General features: G+C 55.5%; 19 protein-coding genes. 14 read left to right on the top strand and 5 right to left on the bottom strand.

Annotated elements, in window-relative coordinates; genetic code table 11:
* Positions 1–10 precede the first annotated feature (10 nt).
* The 6 genes from msbA to SK62_RS13300 all read left to right on the top strand — a co-directional run bounded on the left by msbA (position 11) and on the right by SK62_RS13300 (position 6013).
* Positions 11–1759 (top strand): lipid A ABC transporter ATP-binding protein/permease MsbA, encoded by a 1749-nt coding sequence (gene msbA / locus SK62_RS13325; RefSeq protein WP_003858227.1) that lies wholly within the window; start codon positions 11–13, stop codon positions 1757–1759.
* Positions 1756–2733, top strand: coding sequence for a tetraacyldisaccharide 4'-kinase (gene lpxK, locus SK62_RS13320; protein WP_045142737.1), 978 nt, complete (start codon positions 1756–1758; stop codon positions 2731–2733). Before msbA ends, lpxK begins: the two co-directional genes overlap by 4 nt.
* A 43-nt stretch (positions 2734–2776) precedes the next feature.
* Complete coding sequence (locus SK62_RS13315) at positions 2777–4006, top strand: winged helix-turn-helix domain-containing protein (protein WP_047719332.1); 1230 nt, start codon at positions 2777–2779, stop codon at positions 4004–4006.
* 45 nt (positions 4007–4051) lie between these two features.
* A complete protein-coding gene (gene ycaR / locus SK62_RS13310; protein ID WP_003858220.1) occupies positions 4052–4234 on the top strand; it encodes a protein YcaR in 183 nt (60 codons plus the stop codon).
* Positions 4231–4977 (top strand): 3-deoxy-manno-octulosonate cytidylyltransferase, encoded by a 747-nt coding sequence (gene kdsB / locus SK62_RS13305; protein ID WP_047719333.1) that lies wholly within the window; start codon positions 4231–4233, stop codon positions 4975–4977. Before ycaR ends, kdsB begins: the two co-directional genes overlap by 4 nt.
* Positions 4978–5119: 142 nt before the next feature.
* Positions 5120–6013: a YcbJ family phosphotransferase gene (locus SK62_RS13300; protein ID WP_003858216.1), complete on the top strand. Its 894-nt coding sequence runs from the start codon at positions 5120–5122 to the stop codon at positions 6011–6013.
* Here SK62_RS13300 and elyC read toward each other — a convergent pair.
* Positions 5990–6769, bottom strand: a complete 780-nt coding sequence (gene elyC, locus SK62_RS13295; protein ID WP_015570963.1) for an envelope biogenesis factor ElyC — start codon at positions 6767–6769, stop codon at positions 5990–5992. The genes SK62_RS13300 and elyC overlap by 24 nt on opposite strands.
* Positions 6770–6889: 120 nt before the next feature.
* Between elyC and cmoM the strand changes: the two genes are divergently transcribed.
* The 7 genes from cmoM to SK62_RS13260 all read left to right on the top strand — a co-directional run bounded on the left by cmoM (position 6890) and on the right by SK62_RS13260 (position 17526).
* The gene (gene cmoM / locus SK62_RS13290) at positions 6890–7669 is read left to right on the top strand and encodes a tRNA uridine 5-oxyacetic acid(34) methyltransferase CmoM (RefSeq protein ID WP_003858212.1); all 780 of its coding nucleotides are present in this window, start codon (positions 6890–6892) and stop codon (positions 7667–7669) included.
* A 3-nt stretch (positions 7670–7672) separates the two neighbouring features.
* Positions 7673–8995: a chromosome partition protein MukF gene (gene mukF / locus SK62_RS13285; protein WP_015570962.1), complete on the top strand. Its 1323-nt coding sequence runs from the start codon at positions 7673–7675 to the stop codon at positions 8993–8995.
* On the top strand, positions 8976–9680 hold the full coding sequence (gene mukE / locus SK62_RS13280; RefSeq protein WP_017384823.1) for a chromosome partition protein MukE: 705 nt from the start codon (positions 8976–8978) through the stop codon (positions 9678–9680). The genes mukF and mukE overlap by 20 nt, the downstream gene beginning before the upstream one ends.
* Positions 9680–14128: a chromosome partition protein MukB gene (gene mukB / locus SK62_RS13275; RefSeq protein WP_045329586.1), complete on the top strand. Its 4449-nt coding sequence runs from the start codon at positions 9680–9682 to the stop codon at positions 14126–14128. The genes mukE and mukB overlap by 1 nt, the downstream gene beginning before the upstream one ends.
* A 179-nt stretch (positions 14129–14307) precedes the next feature.
* Positions 14308–16131: a L,D-transpeptidase gene (gene ldtD / locus SK62_RS13270; RefSeq protein ID WP_039271185.1), complete on the top strand. Its 1824-nt coding sequence runs from the start codon at positions 14308–14310 to the stop codon at positions 16129–16131.
* Between the two features lie 175 nt (positions 16132–16306).
* Positions 16307–16858, top strand: coding sequence for a YcbK family protein (locus tag SK62_RS13265; protein ID WP_003858202.1), 552 nt, complete (start codon positions 16307–16309; stop codon positions 16856–16858).
* Positions 16859–16878: 20 nt separating this feature from the next.
* Positions 16879–17526, top strand: coding sequence for an MBL fold metallo-hydrolase (locus SK62_RS13260; RefSeq protein ID WP_015570958.1), 648 nt, complete (start codon positions 16879–16881; stop codon positions 17524–17526).
* A gap of 53 nt (positions 17527–17579) precedes the next feature.
* On the opposite strand, the gene SK62_RS13255 is transcribed toward SK62_RS13260, so the two are convergent.
* The 4 genes from SK62_RS13255 to pncB form a co-directional block, all read right to left on the bottom strand.
* Positions 17580–18770 carry an amino acid aminotransferase gene (locus SK62_RS13255; protein WP_017384820.1) on the bottom strand — a complete coding sequence of 397 codons (1191 nt, stop codon included), beginning with the start codon at positions 18768–18770 and terminating at the stop codon, positions 17580–17582.
* 184 nt (positions 18771–18954) lie between these two features.
* Positions 18955–20013: a porin OmpF gene (gene ompF, locus SK62_RS13250; protein WP_015570956.1), complete on the bottom strand. Its 1059-nt coding sequence runs from the start codon at positions 20011–20013 to the stop codon at positions 18955–18957.
* 606 nt (positions 20014–20619) lie between these two features.
* Positions 20620–22020, bottom strand: a complete 1401-nt coding sequence (gene asnS / locus SK62_RS13245; protein WP_015570955.1) for an asparagine--tRNA ligase — start codon at positions 22018–22020, stop codon at positions 20620–20622.
* A 168-nt stretch (positions 22021–22188) separates the two neighbouring features.
* Entirely contained in the window at positions 22189–23391 is a 1203-nt protein-coding gene (gene pncB / locus SK62_RS13240; RefSeq protein WP_047719334.1) for a nicotinate phosphoribosyltransferase, read from the bottom strand.
* 254 nt (positions 23392–23645) lie between these two features.
* Here pncB and pepN point away from each other — a divergent pair, with 254 nt between their 5' ends.
* Positions 23646–26258 (top strand): aminopeptidase N, encoded by a 2613-nt coding sequence (gene pepN, locus SK62_RS13235; protein WP_015570910.1) that lies wholly within the window; start codon positions 23646–23648, stop codon positions 26256–26258.
* Positions 26259–26512 lie beyond the last annotated feature (254 nt).

The following is a 26512-nucleotide window of genomic DNA, read 5'->3' as shown; positions in this document are numbered from 1 at the left end:
GGTTTTTTGAATGCATAACGACAAAGATCTCTCCACGTGGCAAACGTTCCGCCGGCTCTGGCCGATGATTGCTCCTTTCAAAGCAGGCTTGATCGTGGCGGGCGTAGCGTTAATCCTCAACGCAGCCAGCGATACGTTTATGTTATCGCTTCTCAAACCGTTACTGGATGACGGTTTCGGTAAAACGGATCGTTCAGTGCTGCTATGGATGCCGCTGGTGGTTATTGGGCTGATGATCTTACGCGGAATCTCCAGCTATGTATCCAGCTACTGCATCTCCTGGGTATCCGGTAAAGTGGTGATGACCATGCGCCGCCGGCTGTTCAGCCATATGATGGGGATGCCGGTCTCATTCTTTGACAAACAGTCAACCGGCACCCTGCTGTCGCGTATTACCTACGATTCAGAGCAGGTGGCGTCGTCCTCTTCCAGCGCACTGATTACCGTTGTGCGTGAAGGCGCATCCATCATCGGCCTGTTCGCGATGATGTTCTATTACAGCTGGCAACTGTCGCTGATCCTTATTGTGCTGGCGCCGATTGTCTCCATCGCGATCCGCGTGGTATCAAAGCGTTTTCGCAACATCAGTAAAAATATGCAGAATACGATGGGGCAGGTGACTACCAGCGCCGAGCAGATGCTGAAAGGCCATAAGGAAGTGTTGATTTTCGGCGGTCAGGAAGTCGAAACCAAACGCTTTGACAAGGTCAGCAACAGAATGCGCCTGCAAGGAATGAAAATGGTATCGGCCTCGTCGATTTCCGATCCGATCATTCAGCTGATTGCCTCTCTGGCCCTGGCCTTCGTCTTGTATGCCGCCAGTTTCCCGAGCGTCATGGAAACCCTGACTGCGGGTACCATTACGGTGGTGTTCTCATCCATGATTGCGCTGATGCGTCCGCTGAAATCGCTGACTAACGTCAACGCCCAGTTCCAGCGCGGGATGGCAGCCTGTCAGACGCTGTTCAGCATCCTCGATTCCGAACAGGAAAAAGATGAAGGTACACGCGTGATCGAGCGCGCTAAAGGCGACCTGGAATTCCGTAACGTCACCTTTACCTATCCAGGCCGTGAAGTGCCGGCGCTGCGTGATATCAGCCTGTCCATCCCGGCGGGTAAAACCGTTGCGCTGGTCGGTCGTTCCGGTTCGGGCAAGTCGACCATTGCCAGCCTGATTACCCGTTTCTACGATATCGACCAGGGCGAGATCCTGCTTGATGGTCACGACCTGCGGGAATATACCCTCCAGTCGCTGCGTAACCAGGTCGCGCTGGTCTCGCAGAACGTGCATCTGTTCAACGATACGGTGGCGAACAACATTGCGTATGCCCGTACCGAAGAGTACAGCCGTGAAGAGATTGAGAATGCGGCGCGTATGGCCTATGCGATGGACTTCATTAACAAAATGGATAACGGTCTGGATACGATCATTGGCGAAAACGGGGTGCTGCTTTCCGGTGGTCAGCGTCAGCGTATCGCGATTGCCCGTGCGCTGCTGCGCAACAGCCCGATTCTGATCCTCGATGAAGCAACGTCCGCACTGGATACGGAATCTGAACGCGCTATCCAGTCTGCTCTGGATGAATTACAGAAAAACCGTACCTCGCTGGTTATTGCGCACCGTCTGTCGACCATCGAACAGGCTGACGAAATCGTGGTGGTGGAAGATGGTGTGATCGTTGAACGCGGCAGCCATGCGGACCTGCTGGAACAGCGTGGTGTTTACGCGCAGCTTCATAAAATGCAGTTCGGTCAATGATTGCACGCATCTGGTCGGGTGAATCCCCTCTGTGGGTGCTGCTTCTCCCGCTCTCCTGGCTGTATGGCCTGGTGAGCGGTGCTATTCGTCTGCTTTACCGCCTCGGGATCAAGCGCGCCTGGCGCGCACCGGTACCGGTGGTGGTGGTCGGCAACCTGACGGCGGGTGGAAACGGCAAAACCCCGGTGGTGATCTGGCTGGTAGAACAGCTCCAGAGGCGCGGTATCCGCCCGGGAGTTGTCTCACGCGGTTACGGTGGTAAAGCGGCGCAGTATCCACTGGTGCTGAGCCCAGCTACGACAACCGCTGAAGCCGGTGATGAGCCGGTACTGATTTACCAGCGTACCGGCGCGCCGGTTGCGGTATCGCCGGTGCGCAGTGATGCCGTGAAGGCACTGCTTGCGGAGCATGACGTACAAATCGTTATTACCGATGATGGTTTGCAGCATTACGCGCTGGCGCGTGACAAAGAGATCGTGGTCATTGACGGCGTGCGGCGTTTTGGCAACGGCTGGTGGCTGCCAGCCGGTCCAATGCGTGAGCGTGCGTCGCGCCTGAAGAGCGTCGATGCTGTGATTGTAAACGGTGGTGAAGCCAGAGCGGGCGAAATCCCGATGCATCTTCGTCCCGGACAGGCCGTGAATATGTTGACCGGCGTGCGTAAAGACGTCGCGCAACTGGAACATCTGGTTGCGATGGCCGGTATAGGTCATCCGCCGCGTTTCTTCGCAACGCTGGAGCAGTGCGGCGCAAAGCTTGATAAACGGGTGCCGCTCGCCGATCACCAGGCGTTAGTTGCCGAAGAGGTTGAAAGGCTGGCAGCGCCGGGACAGACGCTGATCATGACGGAAAAAGACGCGGTAAAATGCCGGGCCTTTGCGAAAGAAAACTGGTGGTATCTGCCGGTTGACGCTGAACTCAGCGGCGAACAGCCGGAACATTTGCTCAAGGAACTGCTCGCGTTAGTGCAGTAACTTCTACGCGGTTCCGGTGGCGCTTTGACTGACAGGAAAACGCATGTCTCTACCGCAATTCTCACTTGCAGCCGCACGAAACCTGCATCTTGCCGCCCAGGGGCTTCTGAAAAAGCCCCGCCGCCGCGCGCAGCCAGCTGATATCCTCTCTACCGTGCAACGCATGTCGTTGCTGCAAATCGACACCATTAACATCGTGGCGCGTAGCCCGTATCTGGTCCTGTTTAGCCGCCTGGGAAACTATCCTCCGCAGTGGCTGGATAATGCGCTAAGTCAGGGCGAACTGATGGAATACTGGGCGCATGAAGCCTGTTTTCTCCCGCGAAGCGATTTTGCCCTGATGCGTCACCGCATGCTCGCCCCGGACAAAATGGGCTGGAAATACCGTCAGGAGTGGATGGTGGAACACGCGGATGAAATAGAGCAACTGATTGCCCATATTCAGGAAAACGGGCCGGTACGCTCTGCGGATTTTGAACACCCGCGAAAAGGCGCAAGCGGATGGTGGGAGTGGAAACCGCACAAACGCCATCTTGAAGGGCTGTTTACGTCGGGCAAAGTGATGGTGGTCGAGCGCCGCAACTTTCAGCGCGTCTATGACCTCACGCACCGTGTTATGCCTCACTGGGACGATACGCGTGACCTGCTGTCTCAGGACGCAGCCGAAGCCATCATGCTCGGGAACAGCGCCCGCAGCCTTGGCATCTTCCGCCCACAGTGGCTGGCGGATTATTATCGTCTGCGTCAGCCGCAGCTAAAACCACTGCTGGAATCGTGGCAGCGCGAACAGCGCGTCATGCCGGTCTCGGTAGAGTCGTTAGGTGAAATGTGGTTGCATGCGGATTTGTTCCCTCTGCTGGCGCAGGCGCAGGAGGGCAAACTCCAGGCGACCCACAGTGCCGTGCTGTCGCCGTTCGACCCCGTTGTCTGGGACAGAAAGCGGGCCGGGCAGTTGTTTAATTTCAGCTACCGTCTGGAATGCTACACTCCGGCGCCCAGGCGGCAGTATGGTTATTTTGTTTTGCCGCTGCTGCACAAAGGCCAGCTAGTCGGGCGCATGGACGCTAAAATGCACCGTAAAACCGGCATGCTTGAAATTATCGCGCTCTGGCTTGAAGAGGACATAAAGGTGACGGCTGGCCTGGAAAAAGGGTTAACGACTGCGCTCAGTGAATTTGCCCGCTGGCAGGGGGCGCATGAAATTGTACTTGGTCGCGTGCCTGCGGGGCTGTTTACGACCTGTCGAGGTGGCTGGGAAACAGGCACTCCCTGAAAAGGGAATGTGATAAGCTTTAGCGATTACCCATACGGAGGAACTATGGATCACCGTTTACTTGAAATTATTGCCTGCCCGGTGTGCAACGGCAAACTGTATTACAGCCAGGATAAACAAGAGCTGATTTGCAAACTGGACAGCCTGGCGTTCCCGCTGCGTGACGGTATTCCGGTCCTGCTGGAAAATGAAGCCCGTTCCCTGGTGGCAGAAGAGATCAAACCATGAGTTTTGTTGTCATTATCCCTGCGCGTTATGCTTCAACGCGCCTGCCAGGTAAACCGCTGGTGGATATCAATGGCAAACCGATGATTGTGCATGTCCTTGAACGGGCACGCGAATCGGGCGCCGGACGCGTCATCGTCGCCACCGATCACCCGGATGTTGCGCGCGCGGTTGAGGCCGCGGGTGGGGAAGTGTGCATGACCCGTGCCGATCATCAGTCAGGCACCGAGCGCCTGGCGGAAGTCGTCGAAAAATGCGGTTTCAGCGACGAGACGGTGATTGTGAACGTGCAGGGCGATGAGCCGATGATCCCGGCGGCGATTATCCGTCAGGTGGCCGACAACCTGGCACAGCGTCAGGTCGGGATGGCGACCCTCGCGGTGCCGATTCACCACGCTGAAGAGGCGTTCAATCCGAATGCGGTGAAAGTGGTCATGGACGCAAAGGGCTACGCGCTCTATTTCTCCCGCGCCACCATTCCGTGGGATCGCGATCGTTTCGCGCAATCGAAAGAGACAATCGGCGAAACCTTCCTGCGCCACATCGGTATTTACGGCTACCGCGCCGGCTTTATTCGTCGCTACGTCGCCTGGGCACCAAGCCCGCTGGAGCATATTGAAATGCTCGAACAGCTTCGCGTGCTGTGGTACGGCGAGAAAATTCACGTTGCGGTTGCCCAGGAAATCCCAGGCACCGGCGTGGATACCCCTGAAGATCTCGAGCGCGTACGCGTCGAAATGCGTTAATTCGCTGGCATCCCCTCGTCTGGGGGGATGTTCTCCCGCCTGGCTATTTTCCTTTTCTTTTTCATTATTGATCTCTACCGGGTGACATCCGGGTTTCGCGCGCTCATTATAAAAGCAGTAGTCTTAATAGGGGTAATCTCATATGGAACAGCTGCGTGCTGAACTCAGCCATCTCCTTGGCGAAAAGCTAAGCCGGGTGGAATGCGTGAATGAAAAGGCCGATACCGCACTCTGGTCGTTGTACGACAGTCAGGGAAACCCCATGCCGCTGATGGCCAGAAGTTTTACCTCGCCGGGCGTCGCCAGACAGCTGGCCTGGAAAATGTCGATGCTGGCGCGGGAAGGGACTGTCCGCATGCCGACGGTCTACGGCGTGATGACCCATGAGGAGCATCCCGGCCCGGATGTTCTGCTTATCGAGCGTTTACGCGGGGTTTCTGTTGAAGCCCCGACGCGTACACCGGAGCGCTGGGAACAGCTGAAAGATCAGATTGTCGAGGCTCTGCTTGCCTGGCATCGGCAGGACAGCCGGGGCCTTGTTGGCGCGGTGGACAGCACGCAGGAAAACCTGTGGCCGCTGTGGTATCGCCAGCGTGTTGAAGTGCTGTGGGGCACGCTGAACCAGTTCAACAACACCGGTTTAACGATGCAGGACAAACGTATTTTATTCCGCACCCGGGAATGTCTGCCGACGCTGTTTGAGGGTTTTAACGACAACTGCGTGCTGGTTCACGGCAATTTCACGCTGCGCAGTATGCTTAAAGACTCGCGCAGCGACCAGCTGCTGGCGATGGTCGGGCCGGGGATCATGCTCTGGGCGCCGCGCGAGTACGAACTGTTCAGGCTGAGCGAGGGCGGGGCGGCGGAAGATTTGCTCTGGCACTATCTTCAGCGCGCCCCCGTTGCGGAGGCCTTTCTCTGGCGACGCTGGCTCTATCTTCTCTGGGATGAGGTGGCGCAGCTGGTCAACACCGGGCGCTTTAATCGCGCCAGTTTCGATCTGGCCGCAAAATCACTCCTGCCCTGGCTTGCCTGACGAACCTTTGAGCCACTGCCAGAGGCGGCCAAGCGTCTCGTAGCCGACGCGATCGCTGTGCATCAGCCATACCGGGGACGGGATTATCCGTTCCCACGGATTGAGCGGGGCGTCAATAGCCATCTGGTTTGCCGGAGCAGGAAGCGGATGCAGGCCCTGCTTCTCAAAGAAAATCATTGCGCGCGGCAGGTGTGAAGCAGAGGTCACCAGCAGGAACGGTACATCACCGATGGCCTGTTTCACCGCCGCCGCCTCTTCTTCGGTATCTTTTGGGCTATCCAGCGTGATGATGGCGGAACGTGGTACGCCAAGCGATTCAGCCACTCTTGCTCCTGCTTCAGCGGTACTGACCGGGTTGGTTTTTGCCGCAGCGCCCGTGAAGATCATCTTCGATCCAGGATTGGCCAGCCACAGGCGGATCCCCTCGTTCAGGCGCGGCAGGCTGTTGTTGATCAGGTTCGAGCTGGGCGCCCAGTTCGGATCCCAGGTATATCCGCCGCCCAGCACCACGATATAGCCCACCTTCTGATTTCCCTGCCATGTCGGGTAGGTGTTTTCAATCGGACGTAATAAACCGTCAGCGACCGGTTGCAGGCTGAGTAACAGCAGCGCCAGCCAGCCCACGGTAACGAGGGATTTACCGCTTTTCTGAAAGCGGCTAAACCATATTAATGCCAGCCCCAGCGCGATGAGAAGCAACAGCAGGGGAAGGGGAAGCATCATGCCTCCGATATATTTTTTTAGGGTAAAAAGCATCCTTTTTGGTTCCTTTTTTAACCATACAGCAGGCGATTGTCGGTGATATTACACCAGAGTGGTTCATTCTCCGCGCGGGTGTGACAAAATAGCGGTTTTGCAGTGAGTGGAACCCTCCCAATGCGGGATCGCAATTTTGATGACATCGCGGAAAAGTTTTCGCGCAACATTTATGGCACCACCAAAGGTCAGCTGCGTCAGACGATCCTCTGGCAGGATCTGGACAAGCTGCTGGCTGAATTCGGTGACCGACCGTTGCGCGTGCTGGATGCCGGCGGTGGGGAAGGTCAGACTGCAATTCTGATGGCGCAGCGGGGACATCACGTCACGCTTTGCGATCTTTCTGCCGAGATGGTTGCGCGCGCAGGGCGAGCGGCAGAAGAGAAAGGTGTGAGCGACAACATGCATTTTATACATTGCGCCGCTCAGGACATTCCGCAGCATTTGGAAACGCAGGTTGATCTGATATTGTTTCATGCTGTGCTCGAATGGATCGCCGAACCACAAGCGATGTTAAAAACGCTGTGGTCGATGTTGCGCCCGGGCGGTGCGTTATCGCTGATGTTTTACAATGCCAACGGCCTGCTAATGCGAAACGTGCTGGTCGGCAATTTTGGCTATGTACAGCAGGGCATGTATAAAAAGAAACGACGCACGCTTTCACCGGATTTCCCCCGTGAACCGCAGCAGGTCTATGGCTGGCTGGAGGAGATCGGTTGGGAAATTACCGGCAAAACCGGCGTGAGGGTGTTTCATGATTATCTGCGTGATAAACAAAAACAGGATGACTGTTTAGACGCCTTAACAGAAATAGAGACGCGGTACTGCCGCCAGGAGCCTTATCTGAGCCTTGGCCGCTATATACACGTCACCGCGCGCAAGCCGCAGATGCAAGGATAATCTATGAGTGAATTTTCCCAGACAGTCCCCGAACTGGTTGCCTGGGCCAGGAAAAACGATTTCTCCATCTCGCTGCCGGTAGACAGACTCTCATTCCTGCTGGCGGTTGCGACGCTAAACGGCGAACGCCTGGATGGCGAAATGAGTGAAGGCGAACTGGTGGATGCGTTCCGCCACGTCAGTGATGCGTTTGAGCAAACCAGCGAAACCATTAGCGTGCGTGCCAACAACGCAATCAATGATATGGTGCGTCAACGTCTGCTGAACCGCTTTACCAGCGAGCAGGCGGAAGGAAACGCCATCTATCGTCTTACGCCACTGGGCATTGGCATTACCGACTATTACATCCGCCAGCGCGAATTTTCCACGCTGCGTCTCTCCATGCAGCTCTCTATTGTTGCAGGCGAGCTGAAGCGTGCCGCCGACGCGGCTGATGAAAACGGTGATGAATTCCACTGGCATCGCAACGTTTACGCGCCGCTGAAATATTCGGTTGCCGAGATTTTCGACAGTATCGATCTGACTCAACGTCTGATGGACGAACAGCAGCAGCAGGTGAAAGACGATATCGCTCAACTGCTTAATAAAGACTGGCGTGCGGCCATCTCCAGCTGTGAACTTTTGCTGTCAGAAACGTCGGGTACGCTGCGTGAGTTGCAGGATACGCTGGAGGCGGCGGGAGATAAGCTACAGGCCAATCTGCTACGCATTCAGGACGCGACGATGGCGCACGACGATCTGCATTTTATCGACCGTCTGGTGTTTGATTTGCAGAGCAAGCTTGACCGCATTATCAGCTGGGGCCAGCAGTCGATCGACCTGTGGATCGGTTACGACCGCCACGTGCATAAATTTATCCGTACCGCCATCGATATGGATAAGAATCGCGTCTTTGCTCAACGTCTGCGCCAGTCGGTACAGACCTACTTCGATGCGCCGTGGGCGCTGACCTACGCCAACGCCGATCGTCTGCTGGATATGCGCGACGAAGAGATGGCGCTGCGTGATGAAGAGGTCACCGGTGAACTGCCACCGGATCTGGAATACGAAGAATTTAACGAAATTCGCGAGCAGCTTGCGGCGATGATCGAAGAACAGCTCGCTGTCTACAAAACCAGACAAGCACCGCTGGATCTTGGCCTCGTGGTACGCGACTATCTGGCGCAGTATCCGCGCGCGCGCCACTTCGATGTTGCCCGCATTGTTGTAGACCAGGCGGTGCGCCTGGGCATCGCACAAGCCGATTTCACCGGACTGCCGCCGAAGTGGCAGCCGATTAACGATTACGGAGCCAAGGTACAGGCGCATGTCATTGACAAATATTGAACACGTGATGCCAGTTAAGCTGGCACAGGCGCTGGCGAATCCGTTGTTTCCGGCGCTGGATAGCCAGCTGCGTGCCGGTCGTCACATTGGCCTTGACGAGCTGGATAATCACGCCTTTTTGATGGACTTTCAGGAGTACCTGGAAGAGTTTTACGCTCGCTATAACGTTGAGCTGATCCGCGCGCCGGAAGGGTTTTTCTACCTGCGTCCGCGCTCTACCACGCTTATTCCGCGCTCGGTGCTTTCCGAACTGGATATGATGGTCGGCAAAATTCTCTGCTACCTCTATCTCAGCCCGGAACGTCTGGCGAATGAAGGGATCTTCACCCAGCAGGAGCTTTACGATGAGCTGCTGTCGCTGGCGGATGAAAGCAAGCTGCTCAAGCTGGTCAATAACCGCTCAACGGGGTCCGATCTGGACCGTCAGAAATTACAGGAAAAAGTTCGCTCTTCCCTGAACCGTCTGCGCCGTCTGGGAATGGTCTGGTTCATGGGTCACGACAGCAGCAAGTTCCGTATTACCGAATCGGTCTTCCGTTTTGGCGCCGACGTGCGTGCGGGTGACGATGCGCGTGAAGCGCAGCTGCGCATGATCCGCGACGGTGAAGCGATGCCGGTGGAAAACCATTTGCAGCTCAATGACGAGCACGAAGAGAATCAGCCGGATAGCGGGGAGGAAGAGTAATGATTGAACGCGGTAAATTTCGCTCACTAACGCTGATTAACTGGAACGGCTTCTTTGCCCGAACCTTCGATCTGGATGAGCTGGTGACAACGCTCTCCGGCGGTAACGGGGCGGGTAAATCCACCACCATGGCGGCCTTCGTGACGGCGCTTATCCCTGACCTGACCCTGCTGCACTTCCGTAACACCACTGAAGCGGGCGCCACGAGCGGCTCTCGTGATAAAGGTCTGCACGGTAAGCTGAAAGCGGGCGTCTGTTATTCAGTGCTGGACGTGATCAACTCCCGTCATCAGCGCGTGGTTGTAGGCGTGCGCCTGCAACAGGTTGCTGGCCGCGACCGTAAAGTAGATATCAAACCGTTTGCGATCCAGGGACTACCAACCTCCGTACAGCCGACCGCGCTGCTGACGGAAACCCTGAATGAACGTCAGGCGCGCGTCCTCACGCTCCAGGAGCTGAAAGACAAGCTGGAAGCTATCGAAGGCGTGCAGTTTAAGCAGTTTAACTCCATTACCGACTACCACTCTCTGATGTTCGATCTCGGTGTGGTAGCCCGTCGTCTGCGCAGCGCGTCAGATCGTAGTAAATACTACCGTCTGATTGAAGCCTCCCTGTACGGCGGTATCTCCAGCGCCATTACTCGCTCCCTGCGCGACTACCTGCTGCCGGAAAACAGCGGCGTGCGTAAGGCCTTCCAGGATATGGAAGCCGCGCTGCGTGAAAACCGCATGACGCTGGAAGCGATTCGCGTCACACAGTCTGACCGCGACCTGTTTAAGCACCTGATCAGCGAAGCCACCAACTACGTGGCGGCGGACTATATGCGCCACGCCAACGAGCGCCGTATTCATCTCGATCAGGCGCTGGAATACCGCCGCGAGCTGTTTACCTCCCGCAAACAGCTGGTGGCTGAGCAGTATAAGCATGTCGAAATGGCGCGCGAACTGGGCGAGCACAACGGTGCGGAAGGGGATCTGGAAGCCGATTACCAGGCGGCCAGCGATCACCTGAACCTGGTGCAGACCGCGCTGCGTCAGCAGGAAAAAATCGAGCGCTATGAAGCCGATCTGGATGAGCTGCAAATTCGTCTTGAAGAGCAAAATGAAGTGGTGGCCGAAGCCGCCGATTTGCAGGAAGAGAACGAAGCCCGCGCGGAAGCCGCCGAGCTGGAAGTGGATGAACTGAAAAGCCAGCTTGCTGATTACCAGCAGGCGCTGGATGTGCAGCAGACGCGTGCGATTCAGTACAACCAGGCATTGCAGGCGTTGCAGCGTGCCAAAGAGCTGTGCCATCTGCCGGACCTGACCCCGGAAAGCGCTGACGAATGGCTGGATACCTTCCAGGCCAAAGAGCAGGAAGCCACTGAGAAACTGCTTTCTCTCGATCAGAAAATGAGCGTGGCGCAAACGGCGCATAGCCAGTTTGAGCAGGCGTACCAGCTGGTGGTGGCGATCAACGGTCCGCTGGCGCGTAACGAAGCGTGGGACGTTGCCCGTGAGCTGCTGCGCGACGGCGTCAATCAACGCCATCTGGCCGAACAGGTGCAGCCGCTGCGCATGCGCCTGAACGAGCTGGAACAGCGTCTGCGTGAACAGCAGGAAGCCGAGCGTCTGCTGGCGGAATTCTGCAAGCGTCAGGGTAAAAATTACGATTTCGACGAGCTTGAGGCCCTGCACCAGGAGCTGGAAGCGCGTATTGCGGCCCTGTCGGATACCGTATCGAACGCCAGCGAACAGCGCATGACGCTGCGTCAGGAGCTGGAACAGCTTCAGTCGCGTTCGAAGACGCTCTTACAGCGTGCGCCGATCTGGCTGGCTGCACAAAGCAGCCTGAACCAGCTCAGCGAACAGTGTGGCCAGGAGTTTGCCTCCAGCCAGGACGTCACCGAATACATGCAACAGCTGCTGGAGCGCGAGCGTGAAGCGATTGTTGAGCGTGACGAAGTGGGTGCGCGCAAGCGTGACGTCGATGAAGAGATCGAGCGTTTAAGCCAGCCTGGCGGCTCAGAAGATCCGCGCCTGAATGCCTTAGCCGAGCGTTTCGGCGGCGTGCTGCTGTCTGAAATTTACGACGATGTCGGCCTGGACGATGCGCCGTACTTCTCCGCGCTGTACGGTCCATCCCGTAACGCGATTGTGGTGCCGGATCTGTCGCTGATTTCGGACCAGCTTGCAGGGCTGGAAGACTGCCCGGAAGATCTCTACCTCATCGAAGGGGATCCGCAGTCGTTTGATGACAGCGTATTCAGCGTCGACGAGCTGGAAAAAGCGGTGGTGGTGAAAATCGCCGATCGCCAGTGGCGCTATTCGCGCTTCCCGGAACTGCCGCTGTTTGGCCGCGCCGCGCGTGAAAACCGTATTGAAAGCCTGCACGCTGAGCGCGAAACGCTTTCTGAGCGTTTTGCAACCCTGTCGTTTGATGTTCAAAAAACGCAGCGTCTGCATCAGGCGTTCAGCCGCTTTATCGGCAGCCACCTGGGCGTTGCCTTTGAGCCCGATCCGGAAGCTGAAATTCGCAAGCTCAACACCCGTCGTGGAGAGCTGGAGCGTGCGCTTGCCAGCCATGAAAATGACAACCAGCAAAGCCGCGTGCAGTTCGAGCAGGCGAAAGAGGGCGTTGCGGCCCTTAACCGCATCCTGCCGCGCCTGAACCTGCTGGCGGACGATACGCTCGCCGACCGCGTGGACGAAATTCAGGAACGTCTGGACGAAGCGCAGGAAGCGGCGCGCTTTGTGCAGCAGCACGGCAATCAGCTGGCAAAACTGGAGCCGATGGTTTCCGTTCTCCAGAGCGACCCGGAACAGTTTGAGCAGTTAAAAGAGGATTATGCCTGGTCACAGCAGGTGCAGCGCGAAGCGCGTCAGCAGGCGTTTGCCCTGACGGAAGTGGTGCAACGTCGCGCACACTTCGGCTACTCCGATTCAGCAGAAATGCTGAGCGGGAACAGCGATCTTAATGAAAAGCTGCGCCAGCGTCTTGAGCAGGCCGAAGCAGAGCGTACGCGCGCCCGTGAAGCGATGCGTACTCACGCCGCACAGCTGAGCCAGTACAGCCAGGTCATGGCCTCGCTGAAAAGCTCCTTCGACACCAAGAAAGAGCTGTTAAACGATCTGCATAAAGAGTTGCAGGACATCGGCGTTCGCGCCGACAGCGGTGCAGAAGAGCGGGCGCGTATTCGCCGCGATGAGCTGCATGCTCAGCTCAGTAACAACCGCGCGCGTCGTAATCAGCTGGAAAAAGCGCTGACCTTCTGTGAAGCAGAGATGGACAACCTGACGCGACGCCTGCGCAAGCTGGAGCGTGACTATCATGAGATGCGTGAACAGGTTGTGACCGCGAAGGCGGGGTGGTGCGCGGTGATGCGCATGGTGAAAGATAACAACGTGGAGCGTCGTCTGCATCGTCGCGAGCTGGCGTACCTGTCAGCCGATGAACTGCGCTCTATGTCGGATAAGGCGCTGGGCGCGCTGCGTCTGGCGGTGGCGGATAACGAACATCTGCGCGACGTGCTGCGTATGTCCGAAGATCCGAAGCGTCCTGAGCGCAAAATTCAGTTCTTCGTGGCGGTTTATCAGCACTTACGCGAGCGTATTCGTCAGGATATCATCCGTACCGACGATCCGGTGGAAGCGATCGAACAGATGGAGATCGAGCTGGGCCGACTGACGGAGGAGCTGACCTCCCGCGAGCAGAAGCTGGCAATCAGCTCCCGCAGCGTGGCGAATATTATTCGTAAAACCATTCAGCGCGAGCAGAACCGTATCCGTCAGCTGAACCAGGGCCTGCAAAGCGTGTCGTTTGGCCAGGTCAACAGCGTGCGGCTGAACGTGAACGTGCGTGAGGCGCACTCCACGCTGCTGGACGTGTTGTCTGAACAGCACGAACAGCATCAGGATCTGTTCAACAGTAACCGCCTGACCTTCTCCGAAGCGCTGGCGAAGCTATATCAGCGTCTGAATCCGCAGATTGACATGGGCCAGCGTACGCCGCAAACCATCGGCGAGGAGCTGCTGGACTACCGCAACTATCTGGAAATGGAAGTTGAGGTTAACCGTGGCTCAGACGGCTGGCTGCGCGCGGAATCCGGTGCGCTCTCTACCGGTGAAGCCATCGGTACCGGTATGTCGATTCTGGTAATGGTGGTGCAGAGCTGGGAAGATGAAGCGCGTCGTCTGCGCGGCAAAGACATCTCGCCATGCCGTCTGCTGTTCCTCGATGAAGCCGCGCGTCTCGACGCCCGCTCCATCGCCACGCTGTTTGAGCTTTGCGAGCGACTCGATATGCAGCTCATCATCGCGGCGCCGGAAAACATCAGTCCGGAAAAAGGGACAACCTACAAGCTGGTGCGTAAGGTGTTTCAGAACAGTGAACACGTACACGTCGTGGGCCTGCGTGGTTTCGCCCCGCAGCCACCGGAGTCATTACCGGGCACGGCTGACGCCTCTTAACCCGGGGTGCGACAAATAGCGGCGCTCATGCGCCGCTTTTTTTATTCACTTAACTTGTGTTCAGGGCTGCGTTATCTTTAAACTTCTTTACATAAGGTAAGGCAGCAGCGAGTATGCCTTTCTATACTGAAGGAAAGCTCCAGAATAATGGGCATGTCGTGAAAAACAGGGGGCAAGGGATGTTGCTTAAGAAAAATCGTGGTCGTCAGCTGTCTGCGCTGAGTTTGTGCCTGACAGTGATGTTTGCTCCACTGTTTACCGCTCAGGCCGATGAGCCTGAAATTGTACCGACTGACAGCTCCGCGACGATGGGCGCGCAGCCGACGTCGCTGTCACAACCGCTGGATCAGTCTCCGGCGACGGCCATCATGGCCGGCATTAAACCGCTGCCGGAAGGCATCGATACTGAATCATTACGCCAGCAGCTTATGACCGGCCTGCCCTCGGGCTATACTCCCGCTTATATTAACCAGCTCACGCTGCTTTACGCTGCGCGCGATATGAAACCGATGTGGGAAAATCGCGAGGCGGTACGAGCCTTCCAGCAGCAGCTGGCTGAAGTGGCGATTGCAGGCTTTCAGCCGCAGTTCACGACCTGGGTTGAGCTCCTGACCGACCCTGCCGTTTCCGGACAGGCGCGTGACGTGGTGCTGTCTGATGCCATGATGGGCTACTTACAGTTTGTGGCGGGGATTTCGGTGAACGGCAACCGCTGGTTATACAGCAGTAAACCGTACAAGCTGGCGACGCCTGCGCTGTCCGTCATTAATCAGTGGCAGCTGTCGCTGGATAACGGCGAACTGCCGCGCTTTATCGCAAGCCTTGCGCCTGCCCATCCGCAATATGCCACGATGCATCAGTCGCTTCTTGAGCTGGTTGCGGATTCCCGCCCGTGGCCTCAACTGCGTGGCACCACAACGCTGCGTCCGGGGCAGTGGAGCAGCGATGTGCCTGCGATCCGCGAAATTATGAAACGCTCCGGCATTCTTGACAGCGGCCCTAAAATTGCGCTGCCCGGTGACGAGACGCAAAATGCGGTCGTCAGCCCGTCGGCGCCGGTAAAAGAGAAAACGGCCGTTGCGTTGAGCAATAAGCCCGCCGCTTACGATCGCGAGCTGGTCGCCGCAGTGAAGCAGTTCCAGGCTGGGCAGGGGCTTGGCGCTGACGGCGTGATTGGTCCATCTACTCGCGACTGGCTGAACGTCTCTCCGGCCCAGCGGGCAGGGGTGCTGGCGTTGAATATCCAGCGCTTGCGCTTGCTGCCGGGCACGTTATCCACCGGCATTATGGTCAACATTCCGGCGTACTCCCTGGTCTACTATCAGGACGGTAGCGAAGTGCTGGCGTCCCGCGTGATTGTCGGCCGACCTGACCGTAAAACGCCAATGATGAGCAGCGCGCTGAATAACGTGGTGGTTAACCCGCCGTGGAACGTGCCGCCGACGCTGGCGCGCAAAGATATCCTGCCTAAGGTATGGAATGACCCGGGTTATCTGGAGCGACATAACTATACGGTGATGCGGGGCTGGAACAGCAAAGAAGCGATTGATCCCTGGATGGTCGACTGGTCAACGATTACGCCTTCGAACCTGCCGTTCCGTTTCCAGCAGGCACCGGGCGCCCATAACTCGCTGGGACGTTACAAATTCAATATGCCAAGTTCGGACGCTATCTACCTGCATGATACCCCGAACCATAATCTGTTCCAGAAAGATGCACGCGCGCTCAGCTCGGGCTGTGTTCGCGTGAACAAGGCCTCCGAGCTGGCGAATATGCTGTTGCAGGATGCAGGCTGGAACGATGCGCGGATATCAGATGCCCTGAAGCAGGGGGATACGCGTTACGTCAATATTCGCCACAATATTCCGGTCAATCTTTACTATCTGACGGCGTTTGTAGGCGCGGACGGACGCACCCAGTATCGTACAGATATTTACAATTATGATCTGACAGCGCGATCCGGCGCACAAATTTTGCCAAAAGCGGAACAATTAATCAGGTAAATGAAGTAGTTCGGTAAAAATGATTGTCGTAAGTTATGGTGAATATGAGGCGATCTGTCTGCAAGCCGCGTATTCACTGGGGTTGGGCGCCTTGACGTAGCAGGCTTTGCCAGTTATGGTGCCCTTCGTGCGCTAAGCATATTGACAATTTCTTTTACCTGTAGACCTGATTATCATGGACAAATTTGACGCTAATCGCCGCAAATTGCTGGCGTTAGGTGGCGTTGCGCTGGGCGCAGCAGCCATCCTTCCGACGCCAGCATTTGCCACCCTCTCGACACCTCGTCCGCGTATTTTAACGCTCAACAATCTGCATACTGGTGAGACGCTTAAAGCGGAATTTTTCGATGGCAGAGGCTATATTCAGGATGAATTAGCAAGACTCAACCATTTTTTCCGTGATTTCCGCGCGAATAAAATCAAAGCCATCGACCCTGGATTATTCGATCAGCTTTACCGCTTGCAGGGACTGCTGGGGACCAAAAGGCCGGTGCAACTCATTTCTGGCTATCGCTCTCTGGATACCAACAATGAATTGCGCGCCCACAGCCGTGGGGTAGCGAAAAAAAGCTATCACACTAAAGGGCAGGCGATGGATTTCCATATTGAAGGCGTTTCGTTAGCCAATATTCGCAAAGCGGCGTTATCTATGCGCGCAGGTGGTGTAGGATACTACCCACGTAGCAACTTTGTGCATATTGATACCGGGCCGGTTCGGCACTGGTAATAACGAAACACAGGAGCAGTATGAACTATCGTATTATTCCGGTTACCGCGTTCTCACAGAACTGTTCATTGATCTGGTGTGAACAAACTAAACTGGCCGCGCTTGTTGATCCCGGTGGCGACGCTGAGACAATCAAGCAGGAAGTCGCTGCCAGCGGTGTAACGCTGATGCAGATTTTACTCACCCATGGTCATCTCGACCATGTGGGTGCAGCGGCTGAACTGGCTGAACACTACGGTGTGCCGATTATCGGCCCGGAAAAAGAAGATGAGTTCTGGCTTCAGGGGCTGCCTGCCCAAAGCCGCATGTTTGGTCTGGATGAGTGTCAGCCACTGACACCGGACCGCTGGCTGAACGAAGGCGATCGCGTTAACGTAGGGAATGTAACTTTACAGGTGTTGCATTGCCCAGGGCATACGCCCGGCCATATCGTCTTCTTTGATGACGTGTCGCGCCTGCTGATTTCCGGTGACGTGATTTTCAAAGGGGGCGTAGGACGCAGCGATTTCCCACGCGGCGATCACGGTCAGCTGATTCAGTCGATTAAACAGAAGTTATTACCGTTAGGTGATGATGTGACGTTTATCCCTGGACACGGACCGATGTCGACGCTGGGCGATGAGCGGTTGCATAACCCGTTCCTTCAGGATGAAATGCCTGTCTGGTAAACCCGGTAAAATAAAAAAGCCTGCGCGATGCAGGCTTTTTTTATGGGTGCAGGTTACAGCACCGCGACAATGGCTTCGCACAGCGGCGCCATGTTGTCAGGCGTCATACCTGCAACGTTCACGCGGCCAGAGGCAACGGCATACACGCCAAACTCTTCACGCAGGCGCAGCACCTGCTCTTTGGTCAGGCCGCTGAAGGAGAACATGCCGTTCTGCTTGATGATGAAGCTGAAGTCACGGTCAGCGCCTTTCTCAGCCAGCGTGTTCACAAACAGCAGACGCATGCGCTGAATGCGCTGACGCATATCGTTCAGCTCTTGTTCCCAGATTGCGCGCAGCGCATCGTTGCTCAGGATCGTCGCGACCACAGACGCACCGTGTGCCGGTGGGTTAGAGTAGTTAGCGCGGATCACGGACTTCATCTGGCTGAATGCGCGATCGACGGTTGCTTCGTCAGCAGCCACCAGCGTACAGGCGCCGACACGCTCGTTATACAGACCAAAGTTCTTGGAATAGGAGCTTGCGACAATCAGCTCCTGATGGACGGCGGCGAATGCGCGCAGACCTTCTGCATCTTCTTCCAGACCACGGGCAAAGCCCTGGTAAGCGAAGTCGAACAGCGGCAGCCAGCCTTTTTCAACGGACAGCTTAGCCAGCTGTTCCCACTGCTCAAGCGTAGGATCGATACCGGTTGGGTTATGGCAGCAGCCGTGGAACAGCACCACATCGCCCGCCTGGGCTTCGCTCAGGCTGGCCAGCAGACCGTCGAAATCCAGCGCGTGGTTTGCCGCGTCGTAGTAGGCGTATTCACGCACTTCCAGACCCGCAGAATTAAAAACGCTCTTGTGGTTCGGCCAGCTTGGATTGCTTACCCACACACGCTTCACAGAGGTGTTTTTCGCCAGGAAATCTGCCGCCACGCGCAGTGCGCCGGTACCGCCTGGGGTCTGCGCCGTGCGGGCGCGTTTTTCGCTCACAATGGTGCTGCCTTTGCCGAACAGCAGCTCCTGGGTGCAGCGACCAAATTCAGGGATACCATCAATACCGAGGTAGTTTTTGGTGGTTTCGTTTTCCAGCAGATACTGCTCAGCTTTTTTGACGCTGGTCAGTACCGGAGTTTTGCCGGTTTCATCTTTATATACACCAATACCCAGGTTGATTTTGCCAGGGCGGTCGTCGGCACGAAACAGATCGGCCAGGCCCAGAATTGGGTCGGCAGGAGCGGCAGTAATGTTCTCAAACATGACGAAGTTCCATTGTGATTACAGAAGTGAAATCCGCTATCAGGTTAACGGTAGATTTACAAAATGCCAACCGTTTGCGACGAAAAGCGTGCGGCTTTTCAAAAGTCGCTATTATTTTCTCTCAGGAATAAAAAAACAGGGCCGAAGCCCTGTTCATTAAGCATATAACAACGAGGTGTGCTGATTAGAACTGGTAAACCAGACCCAGAGCCACGATGTCGTCGTTGTTGATGCCCAGCTTGTTGTCATCTTTCAGCTGGTTGATCTGATAGTCAACATAGGTAGACATGTTTTTGTTGAAGTAGTATGTCGCACCAACGTCGATGTAGTTGATGTAGTCTTCGTCACCGATACCTTCTACGTCTTTCGCTTTAGATTTGTAGTAAGCGATGGATGGACGCAGACCGAAATCGAACTGGTACTGAGCGACGACAGAGAAGTCCTGAGACTTGTTAGCGAAACCACGGCTGCCCAGACGCGCTGCGTTACGCATTTCGCCATAAATAGCTGCCAGGTAGATGTTGTTCGCGTCATATTTCAGGCCGGTTGCCCACTGCTCAGCTTTGTCGCCTTTACCCCAATCCAGCGTCTGCTGGTTGTTGGTACGGTCAGCTGCACCATAAGCACCCACAATGCCGAAACCGTCGAAATCATAGCTCAGAGAGGTTGCCCAGCCGTCACCGTTGGAACGTACTGCGTCATCACGTTCATTTTTGCCCAGGTACTGAACACCAAAGTTCAGACCGTCAACCAGGCCGAAGAAGTTGCTGTTACGGTAAGTCGCCAGACCACCCGTACGGCCTGCGAAGAAGTTATCGCTCGCGCCGGTGTCGCCGCCGAACTCAGGCAGCATATCGGTGATGCCGATTGCGTCATAGACCAGACCGTAGTTACGACCGTAGTCGAAGGAGCCTGCGTCACCAAATTTCAGACCTGCGAATGCCAGACGGGTTTTGTTGCCGTTCTGTGCATCGCCACCTTCAGAGTTGTTACCCTGGAAGTTGTATTCCCACTGACCGTAGCCAGTCAGCTGATCGTTGATCTGAGTTTCACCTTTGAAGCCCAGACGCGCGTAAGTGTTGTCGCCATCGTTGCCCGCGTAATCAGAGAAGTAATGCAGGCCAACTGCTTTCCCGTAAAGATCTAATTTGTTGCCGTCTTTGTTATAGATTTCAGCAGCGTTTGCTGCACCGGCTACCAGCAGGGCAGGGACTACCACTGCCAGGATATTGCGCTTCATCATTATTTATTACCCTCATTGGTTTTTTTATGACACTCGCCACTGCCGCCAATAAATTCTGTCAATAAATATTTCCGGAACTATTGATGAGAGTTAGGTGTCTTTATGTGTCTGACAGGCATCTTTCCATTCATAGAACCGTTTCGCTACACTGAAAGTGCTACAATCTTCAAGATTCAGTTACCAAAAGAAAATATATGTAACTAAATATGTATTTTTGGGAACTTTGTGAAGCACCTCAAATTTCAGTGCCACCTGGCGAATTAAACATCCGCTTTATTCTTATATATATGATTTCCTTATGTTTAATTTAGCTAAAGGCCTTTCGTATAAACAGAAGTTAAACGGCTCATTTTTTCTTATGATCGATAAAAGCCATCCAGATGGCTGTGAAATTGGTTGTTTTTTATGCTAATGCGTAAGGATTGTTTTAAGCGCAATAAGAATGGGGTTATTTTTTTGTCTCAGGATATTTCGTGGAAACAAAACGTAACAGGTAGAGGTAATAGCGGGGTTGTGGTTTAAAGACGCTTACTTCTGACTGACGAAAACTGACATTGCAGGATAAAATAATGGCCAGCATTTGCTGGCCATTAATGATTTGGTCGGTTAGAAACTTGCGTTACGCGGTGTGCGTGGGAATGGAATCACATCACGTACGTTCTGAACACCTGTTACGTAAGCAATCAGACGTTCGAAGCCCAGGCCAAAGCCGGAGTGTGGAACGGTGCCGTAGCGACGGAGATCGCGATACCAGCTGTAGTCCGCCGGGTTCAGGCCCATCTCCTGCATACGCGCGTCCAGCACATCCAGGCGCTCTTCACGCTGGGAGCCACCGATGATCTCACCGATGCCCGGCGCGAGGACATCCATCGCGGCAACGGTTTTACCGTCTTCGTTAAGGCGCATATAGAACGCCTTAATGTCTTTCGGATAGTTTTTCACCACAACCGGTGCTTTAAAGTGCTTCTCTGCCAGATAACGTTCGTGCTCGGAGGAGAGATCCACGCCCCAGTAAACCGGGTTTTCGAATTTCTCACCGCATTTTTCCAGGATTGCGACCGCGTCGGTGTAATCGACCTGCGCGAAGTCTGCGGAGACGAAGCGCTCAAGACGGGCGATGGCGTCGTTATCGACACGCTCAGCGAAGAATTTCATGTCGTCTGCGCGCTCTTCGAGAACGGCTTTAAACACGTATTTCAGCATCGCTTCTGCCAGGGCTGCCGCGTCATTCAGATCGGCAAAGGCCACTTCCGGCTCCAGCATCCAGAATTCCGCCAGGTGACGGCTGGTGTTGGAGTTTTCCGCACGGAAGGTTGGGCCGAAGGTATAGATCTTAGACAGCGCACAGGCGTAGGTTTCACCGTTGAGCTGGCCGGAAACCGTCAGGAAGGCTTCTTTACCAAAGAAGTCTTTGTCGTAATCGACTTTACCTTCCGGCGTACGCGGCAGGTTTTCCATATCCAGCGTTGAAACGCGGAACATTTCACCTGCGCCTTCGGTATCGGAAGCCGTGATCAGCGGAGTAGAAACCCAGAAGTAACCCTGCTCGTCAAAGAAGCGATGCAGCGCCTGCGCCAGCGTATGACGCACGCGGGCAACCGCACCAATCAGGTTGGTGCGCGGACGCAGGTGCGCGACTTCACGCAGATATTCGATGCTGTGACGCTTTGCAGCCATCGGGTAGGTGTCAGGATCTTCAACCCAGCCGGTCACTTCCACCGAGGTCGCCTGAATTTCGTAGCTCTGACCCTGGCCCGGAGAGGCCACCACAACACCGGTGACGATCACGGAACAGCCGGTTGTCAGGTGCAGAACGTCATCATTGTAATTGGGCAGAGAATTATTAATGACGGCCTGTACAGGATCAAAGCAGGAACCGTCATAGACGGCGAGGAAGGAGATGCCAGCTTTAGAATCTCGGCGAGTACGCACCCATCCGCGCACGGTGACCTCCTGGTCAACGGCGACACGGCCCTGGAGTACGTCGGCTACAGGCACAACGCTCATAATATTCTCTCTGTTAATAGTCGGAAAAAATAAACACTTGTCCGCCCTTGTAGGGGGGATATCTATGTTACCTGCCATCCGCTATCAGACAAGTAAATTTCACCGTCTTAAGAGAAGAAATAAGAAATTAATAAGAGAAGGGGAGCCATGAAGGCTCCCCCGAAGCCGTTAGCTGGCTTTTTTAACCTGAGGCAGATCGAAGGCTTTACGTAATGCGCGGACAAACGCTTTGTCATGGCAGATGGTTTTGCCCGGACTGTCGGAGAGCTTCGCGACCGGCTTACCGTTACATTCCACCAGTTTTATGACGATGTTCAGCGGTTTCACCTGAGGAATATCACAGGTTAACCGCGTACCAATCCCGAAACTCAGGTTCACCCGCGATGAGAAATGGCGATAAAGGTCGACGGCTTTCGCCAGGTCAAGGTTATCGGAGAAGACCAGCACCTTACTCATGGGGTCGATGCCCAGTTTTTCGTAATGGGCGATGGCTTTCTCACCCCATTCAACCGGGTCCCCGGAATCATGGCGCAAACCCTGGTAGCGTTCGGCAAACTCAGGGCCAAAGTCGCGCAGGAACGCGTCCATGGTAATGCAGTCGGTAAGGGCAATACCCAGCCGATCCGGGTATTCCTCTAACCACGCGGCGAGGGCGGCGCGCTGGCTGTTGGCAAGGTCAGGGCTGATCTGCTGGTGCGCCTGGAACCATTCGTGCGCCTGGGTGCCCATCGGCGTTAAATCAAGGCGACGTGCCAGATCGTAGTTACTGGTGCCAACGAACCACGGCTCCTGTTGCAGACGTCTGACAATGGCTTCCTGAACCTCGCGAGAGAAGCGGCGGCGCGTGCCAAAGTCCATCAGACGGAAGCGGGACATATCCAGCCCTTCGGTCAGTGTGGAAAACTCAACGAGTTTATTCTCCAGAGCGGCAACCGCCTGCGTCACACCGGTTTCAGGGGAGCGATAGCGGTGGGCCAGCTCGCTGATCACGGCCAGAAGCGGCACTTCCCACATGATCACCTCGCGCCACGGGCCGGTCAGACGAATGTCCAGCTTGCCGTTATCATTGGTGACGGTGACCTGTTCCGGGTTATAGCGGAACTCACGCAGCCAGTTCAGATAATCCGCTTTAAAGAAAGGCAGGCCTGAAAGCCACTGATATTCGTCATCGGTGAGCGCCAGATGCTGCATGGCCTCGACCTGTTCACGAATGGAATCTGCGTAGATACCCAGCAAGTCGTCACCCCGGCAGCGAAATTCCGCCGCAACATGGACATCATGATAGTGGTGAAACACGGCTTGCTGCATATGCAGCTTGTACGCGTCGGTATCCAGCAACGTATGCAGAACCGGAGAAGCGAATTGAGTCATAGGTGCGCTGTAGCATCCTCTCACGGGAGCGTTTAGTACAATAAACAACTCCGGAGTATACCCTGTTTAGTGATTTATTGAACCCCGATCACAACATAAGCACACTTTATGGTCGAGAGCATTTCGTGCCCCGTGTTATAAAAATGTAGCTAAAAAGGGCGTTGTGCCTGAAAAGATGAACATTCTGCATAGCGCGTTTTACACAACAGGAATATATTGAATCGTTACTCGACAAACGATGCATAAGGTTTTCTATGACACAACAGCCACAAGCTAAATACCGCCACGACTATCGTGCGCCGGAATACCTGATAAGCGATATCGATCTGACTTTCGACCTGGATGCCACAAAAACCGTGGTGACGGCGGTAAGCCAGGTGACGCGCCAGAGCGCGACAGCCGTGCCGCTGCGTCTGGATGGTGAAGACCTGACGCTGGTTTCCCTGCATATTAACGATGAAGCCTGGTCAGACTATAAAGAAGAAGGCAACCAGCTGGTCATCGACAACCTGCCGGAACGCTTTACCCTGCGCATCGTGAATGAAATTAGCCCTGCCGCCAATACCGCGCTGGAAGGACTTTACCAGTCAGGCGTAGCCCTGTGTACCCAGTGTGAAGCCGAAGGTTTCCGCCACATTACCTGGTATCTGGATCGCCCGGACGTCCTGGCGCGCTTTACCACCAAAATTATTGCCGACAAAACGCTGTACCCGTACCTGCTTTCCAACGGCAACCGGATTGGTGAAGGGGAACTGGAGAATGGCCGTCACTGGGTACAGTGGCAGGATCCGTTCCCGAAACCCTGCTATCTGTTTGCGCTGGTGGCGGGAGATTTCGATGTCCTGCGCGACACCTTTAAAACGCGCTCTGGCCGTGAAGTCGCGCTGGAGCTGTTCGTGGACCGTGGCAACCTTGACCGCGCACCGTGGGCAATGACCTCCCTCATCAACTCCATGAAGTGGGATGAAACGCGCTTTGGCCTCGAATATGACCTCGACATCTATATGATCGTTGCGGTCGATTTCTTCAACATGGGCGCGATGGAGAATAAAGGTCTTAACATCTTTAACTCTAAATACGTGCTGGCGCGTACCGATACCGCCACGGATAAAGATTACCTCGATATCGAACGCGTTATCGGCCACGAATATTTCCATAACTGGACCGGGAACCGCGTCACCTGTCGCGACTGGTTCCAGCTGAGCCTGAAAGAGGGCTTAACCGTCTTCCGCGATCAGGAGTTCAGCTCCGATCTGGGATCGCGGGCGGTGAACCGCATCAACAACGTGCGCACCATGCGTGGTCTGCAATTTGCAGAAGATGCCAGCCCGATGGCCCATCCGATCCGCCCGGATAAAGTCATTGAGATGAATAACTTCTACACCCTGACGGTGTATGAAAAAGGCGCTGAAATTATCCGTATGATCCACACCCTGCTGGGTGAAGAGAATTTCCAGAAAGGGATGCAGCTCTACTTCGAACGCCACGACGGCAGTGCGGCCACCTGCGACGATTTCGTCCAGGCGATGGAGGACGCCTCTAACGTCGATTTGTCTCATTTCCGCCGCTGGTACAGCCAGGCCGGTACGCCGATTGTGACGGTCAAAGACGACTACAACCCGGAAACCGAGCAGTACACGCTGACCATCAGCCAGCGCACGCCGCCAACGGCCGAGCAGGAAGAGAAACATCCGCTGCACATTCCATTCAGCGTTGAGCTGTACGACAACGAAGGCAACGTGATCCCGTTACAGAAGGGCGGCCACCCGGTGCATAACGTGCTGAACGTGACCCAGGCAGAGCAGACCTTTATCTTCGATAACGTCTATTTCCAGCCCGTTCCTGCCCTGCTGTGCGAATTCTCCGCGCCGGTGAAACTCGAATATAAGTGGAGCGATCAGCAGCTGACGTTCCTGATGCGTCACGCGCGCAACGATTTCTCGCGCTGGGATGCGGCACAAAGCCTGCTGGCGACCTACATCAAGCTGAACGTCAACCGTTACCAGCAGGGCCAGCCGCTGACGCTGCCGGTTCATGTGGCAGACGCGTTCCGTGCCATCCTGCTGGATGAGAACATTGACCCGGCGCTGGCGGCTGAAATTTTAACGCTGCCGTCTGCGACTGAAATCGCCGAGCTGTTTGACATCATCGACCCGATTGCCATCGTCGCCGTGCGTGAAGCGCTGACCCGCACGCTGGCGACCGAACTGGCAGATGAGTTCCTCGCCATTTACAACGCCAACAAGCTGGACGCGTATCGGGTGGAACATGCGGATATAGGTAAACGTTCCCTGCGCAATACCTGCCTGCGCTATCTGGCGTTTGGTGAGGCAGAGCTGGCGAACACGCTGGTCAGCAAGCAGTACCACGAAGCCGATAACATGACGGATGCCCTGGCCGCGCTGGCCGCAAGCGTTGCCGCCGAGCTACCGTGCCGCGATGCGCTGATGCAGGAGTACGACGACAAGTGGCATCAGGATGGTCTGGTGATGGACAAGTGGTTCATCCTTCAGGCCACCAGCCCGGCAGCCGATGTACTCAGCAAAGTACGCAGCCTGCTGAAGCACCGTTCGTTCACCATGAGCAACCCGAACCGCGTCCGCTCTCTGATTGGTGCCTTCGCCAGCAGCAACCCGGCCGCGTTCCATGCCGAAGACGGCAGCGGTTATCAGTTCATGGTTGAAATGCTGACCGAGCTGAACAGCCGTAACCCGCAGGTGGCGTCTCGTCTGATTGAGCCGCTGATCCGCCTGAAACGTTACGATGCGCAGCGTCAGGCGAAAATGCGCGCCGCGCTTGAGCAGCTGAAAGGGCTGGAAAATCTGTCTGGCGATCTGTACGAGAAGATTGCTAAGGCGCTGGCCTGATGTAAAAAAGCCCGGTGGCGCTACGCTTACCGGGCCTACGTGGGGTCGCGGGGCATCGGTTTTCTCCCTCTCCCTGTGGGTGTACAGTCCGGGGACATGGTAGACAGGTGTTCGGGGACATGGTGAACACTTTTTAACATCCTTTACCCATGATGATCGACTTTTTCTTCAGGTCGATCATCCCCACTTTCGTGCTGTACCACCATACTTCATAGCAGCCGTCCTCCTGTGTCTCCCTCAGCCCCACACGCTCT

Source organism: Enterobacter sp. BIDMC109 (genome assembly GCF_001037885.1).
In the GTDB taxonomy this organism is placed as follows: Bacteria; Pseudomonadota; Gammaproteobacteria; order Enterobacterales; family Enterobacteriaceae; genus Enterobacter; species Enterobacter hormaechei_C.
The sequence above is the reverse complement of the archived record's forward strand: the minus strand, read 5'-3'. Positions and strand labels throughout refer to the sequence as shown.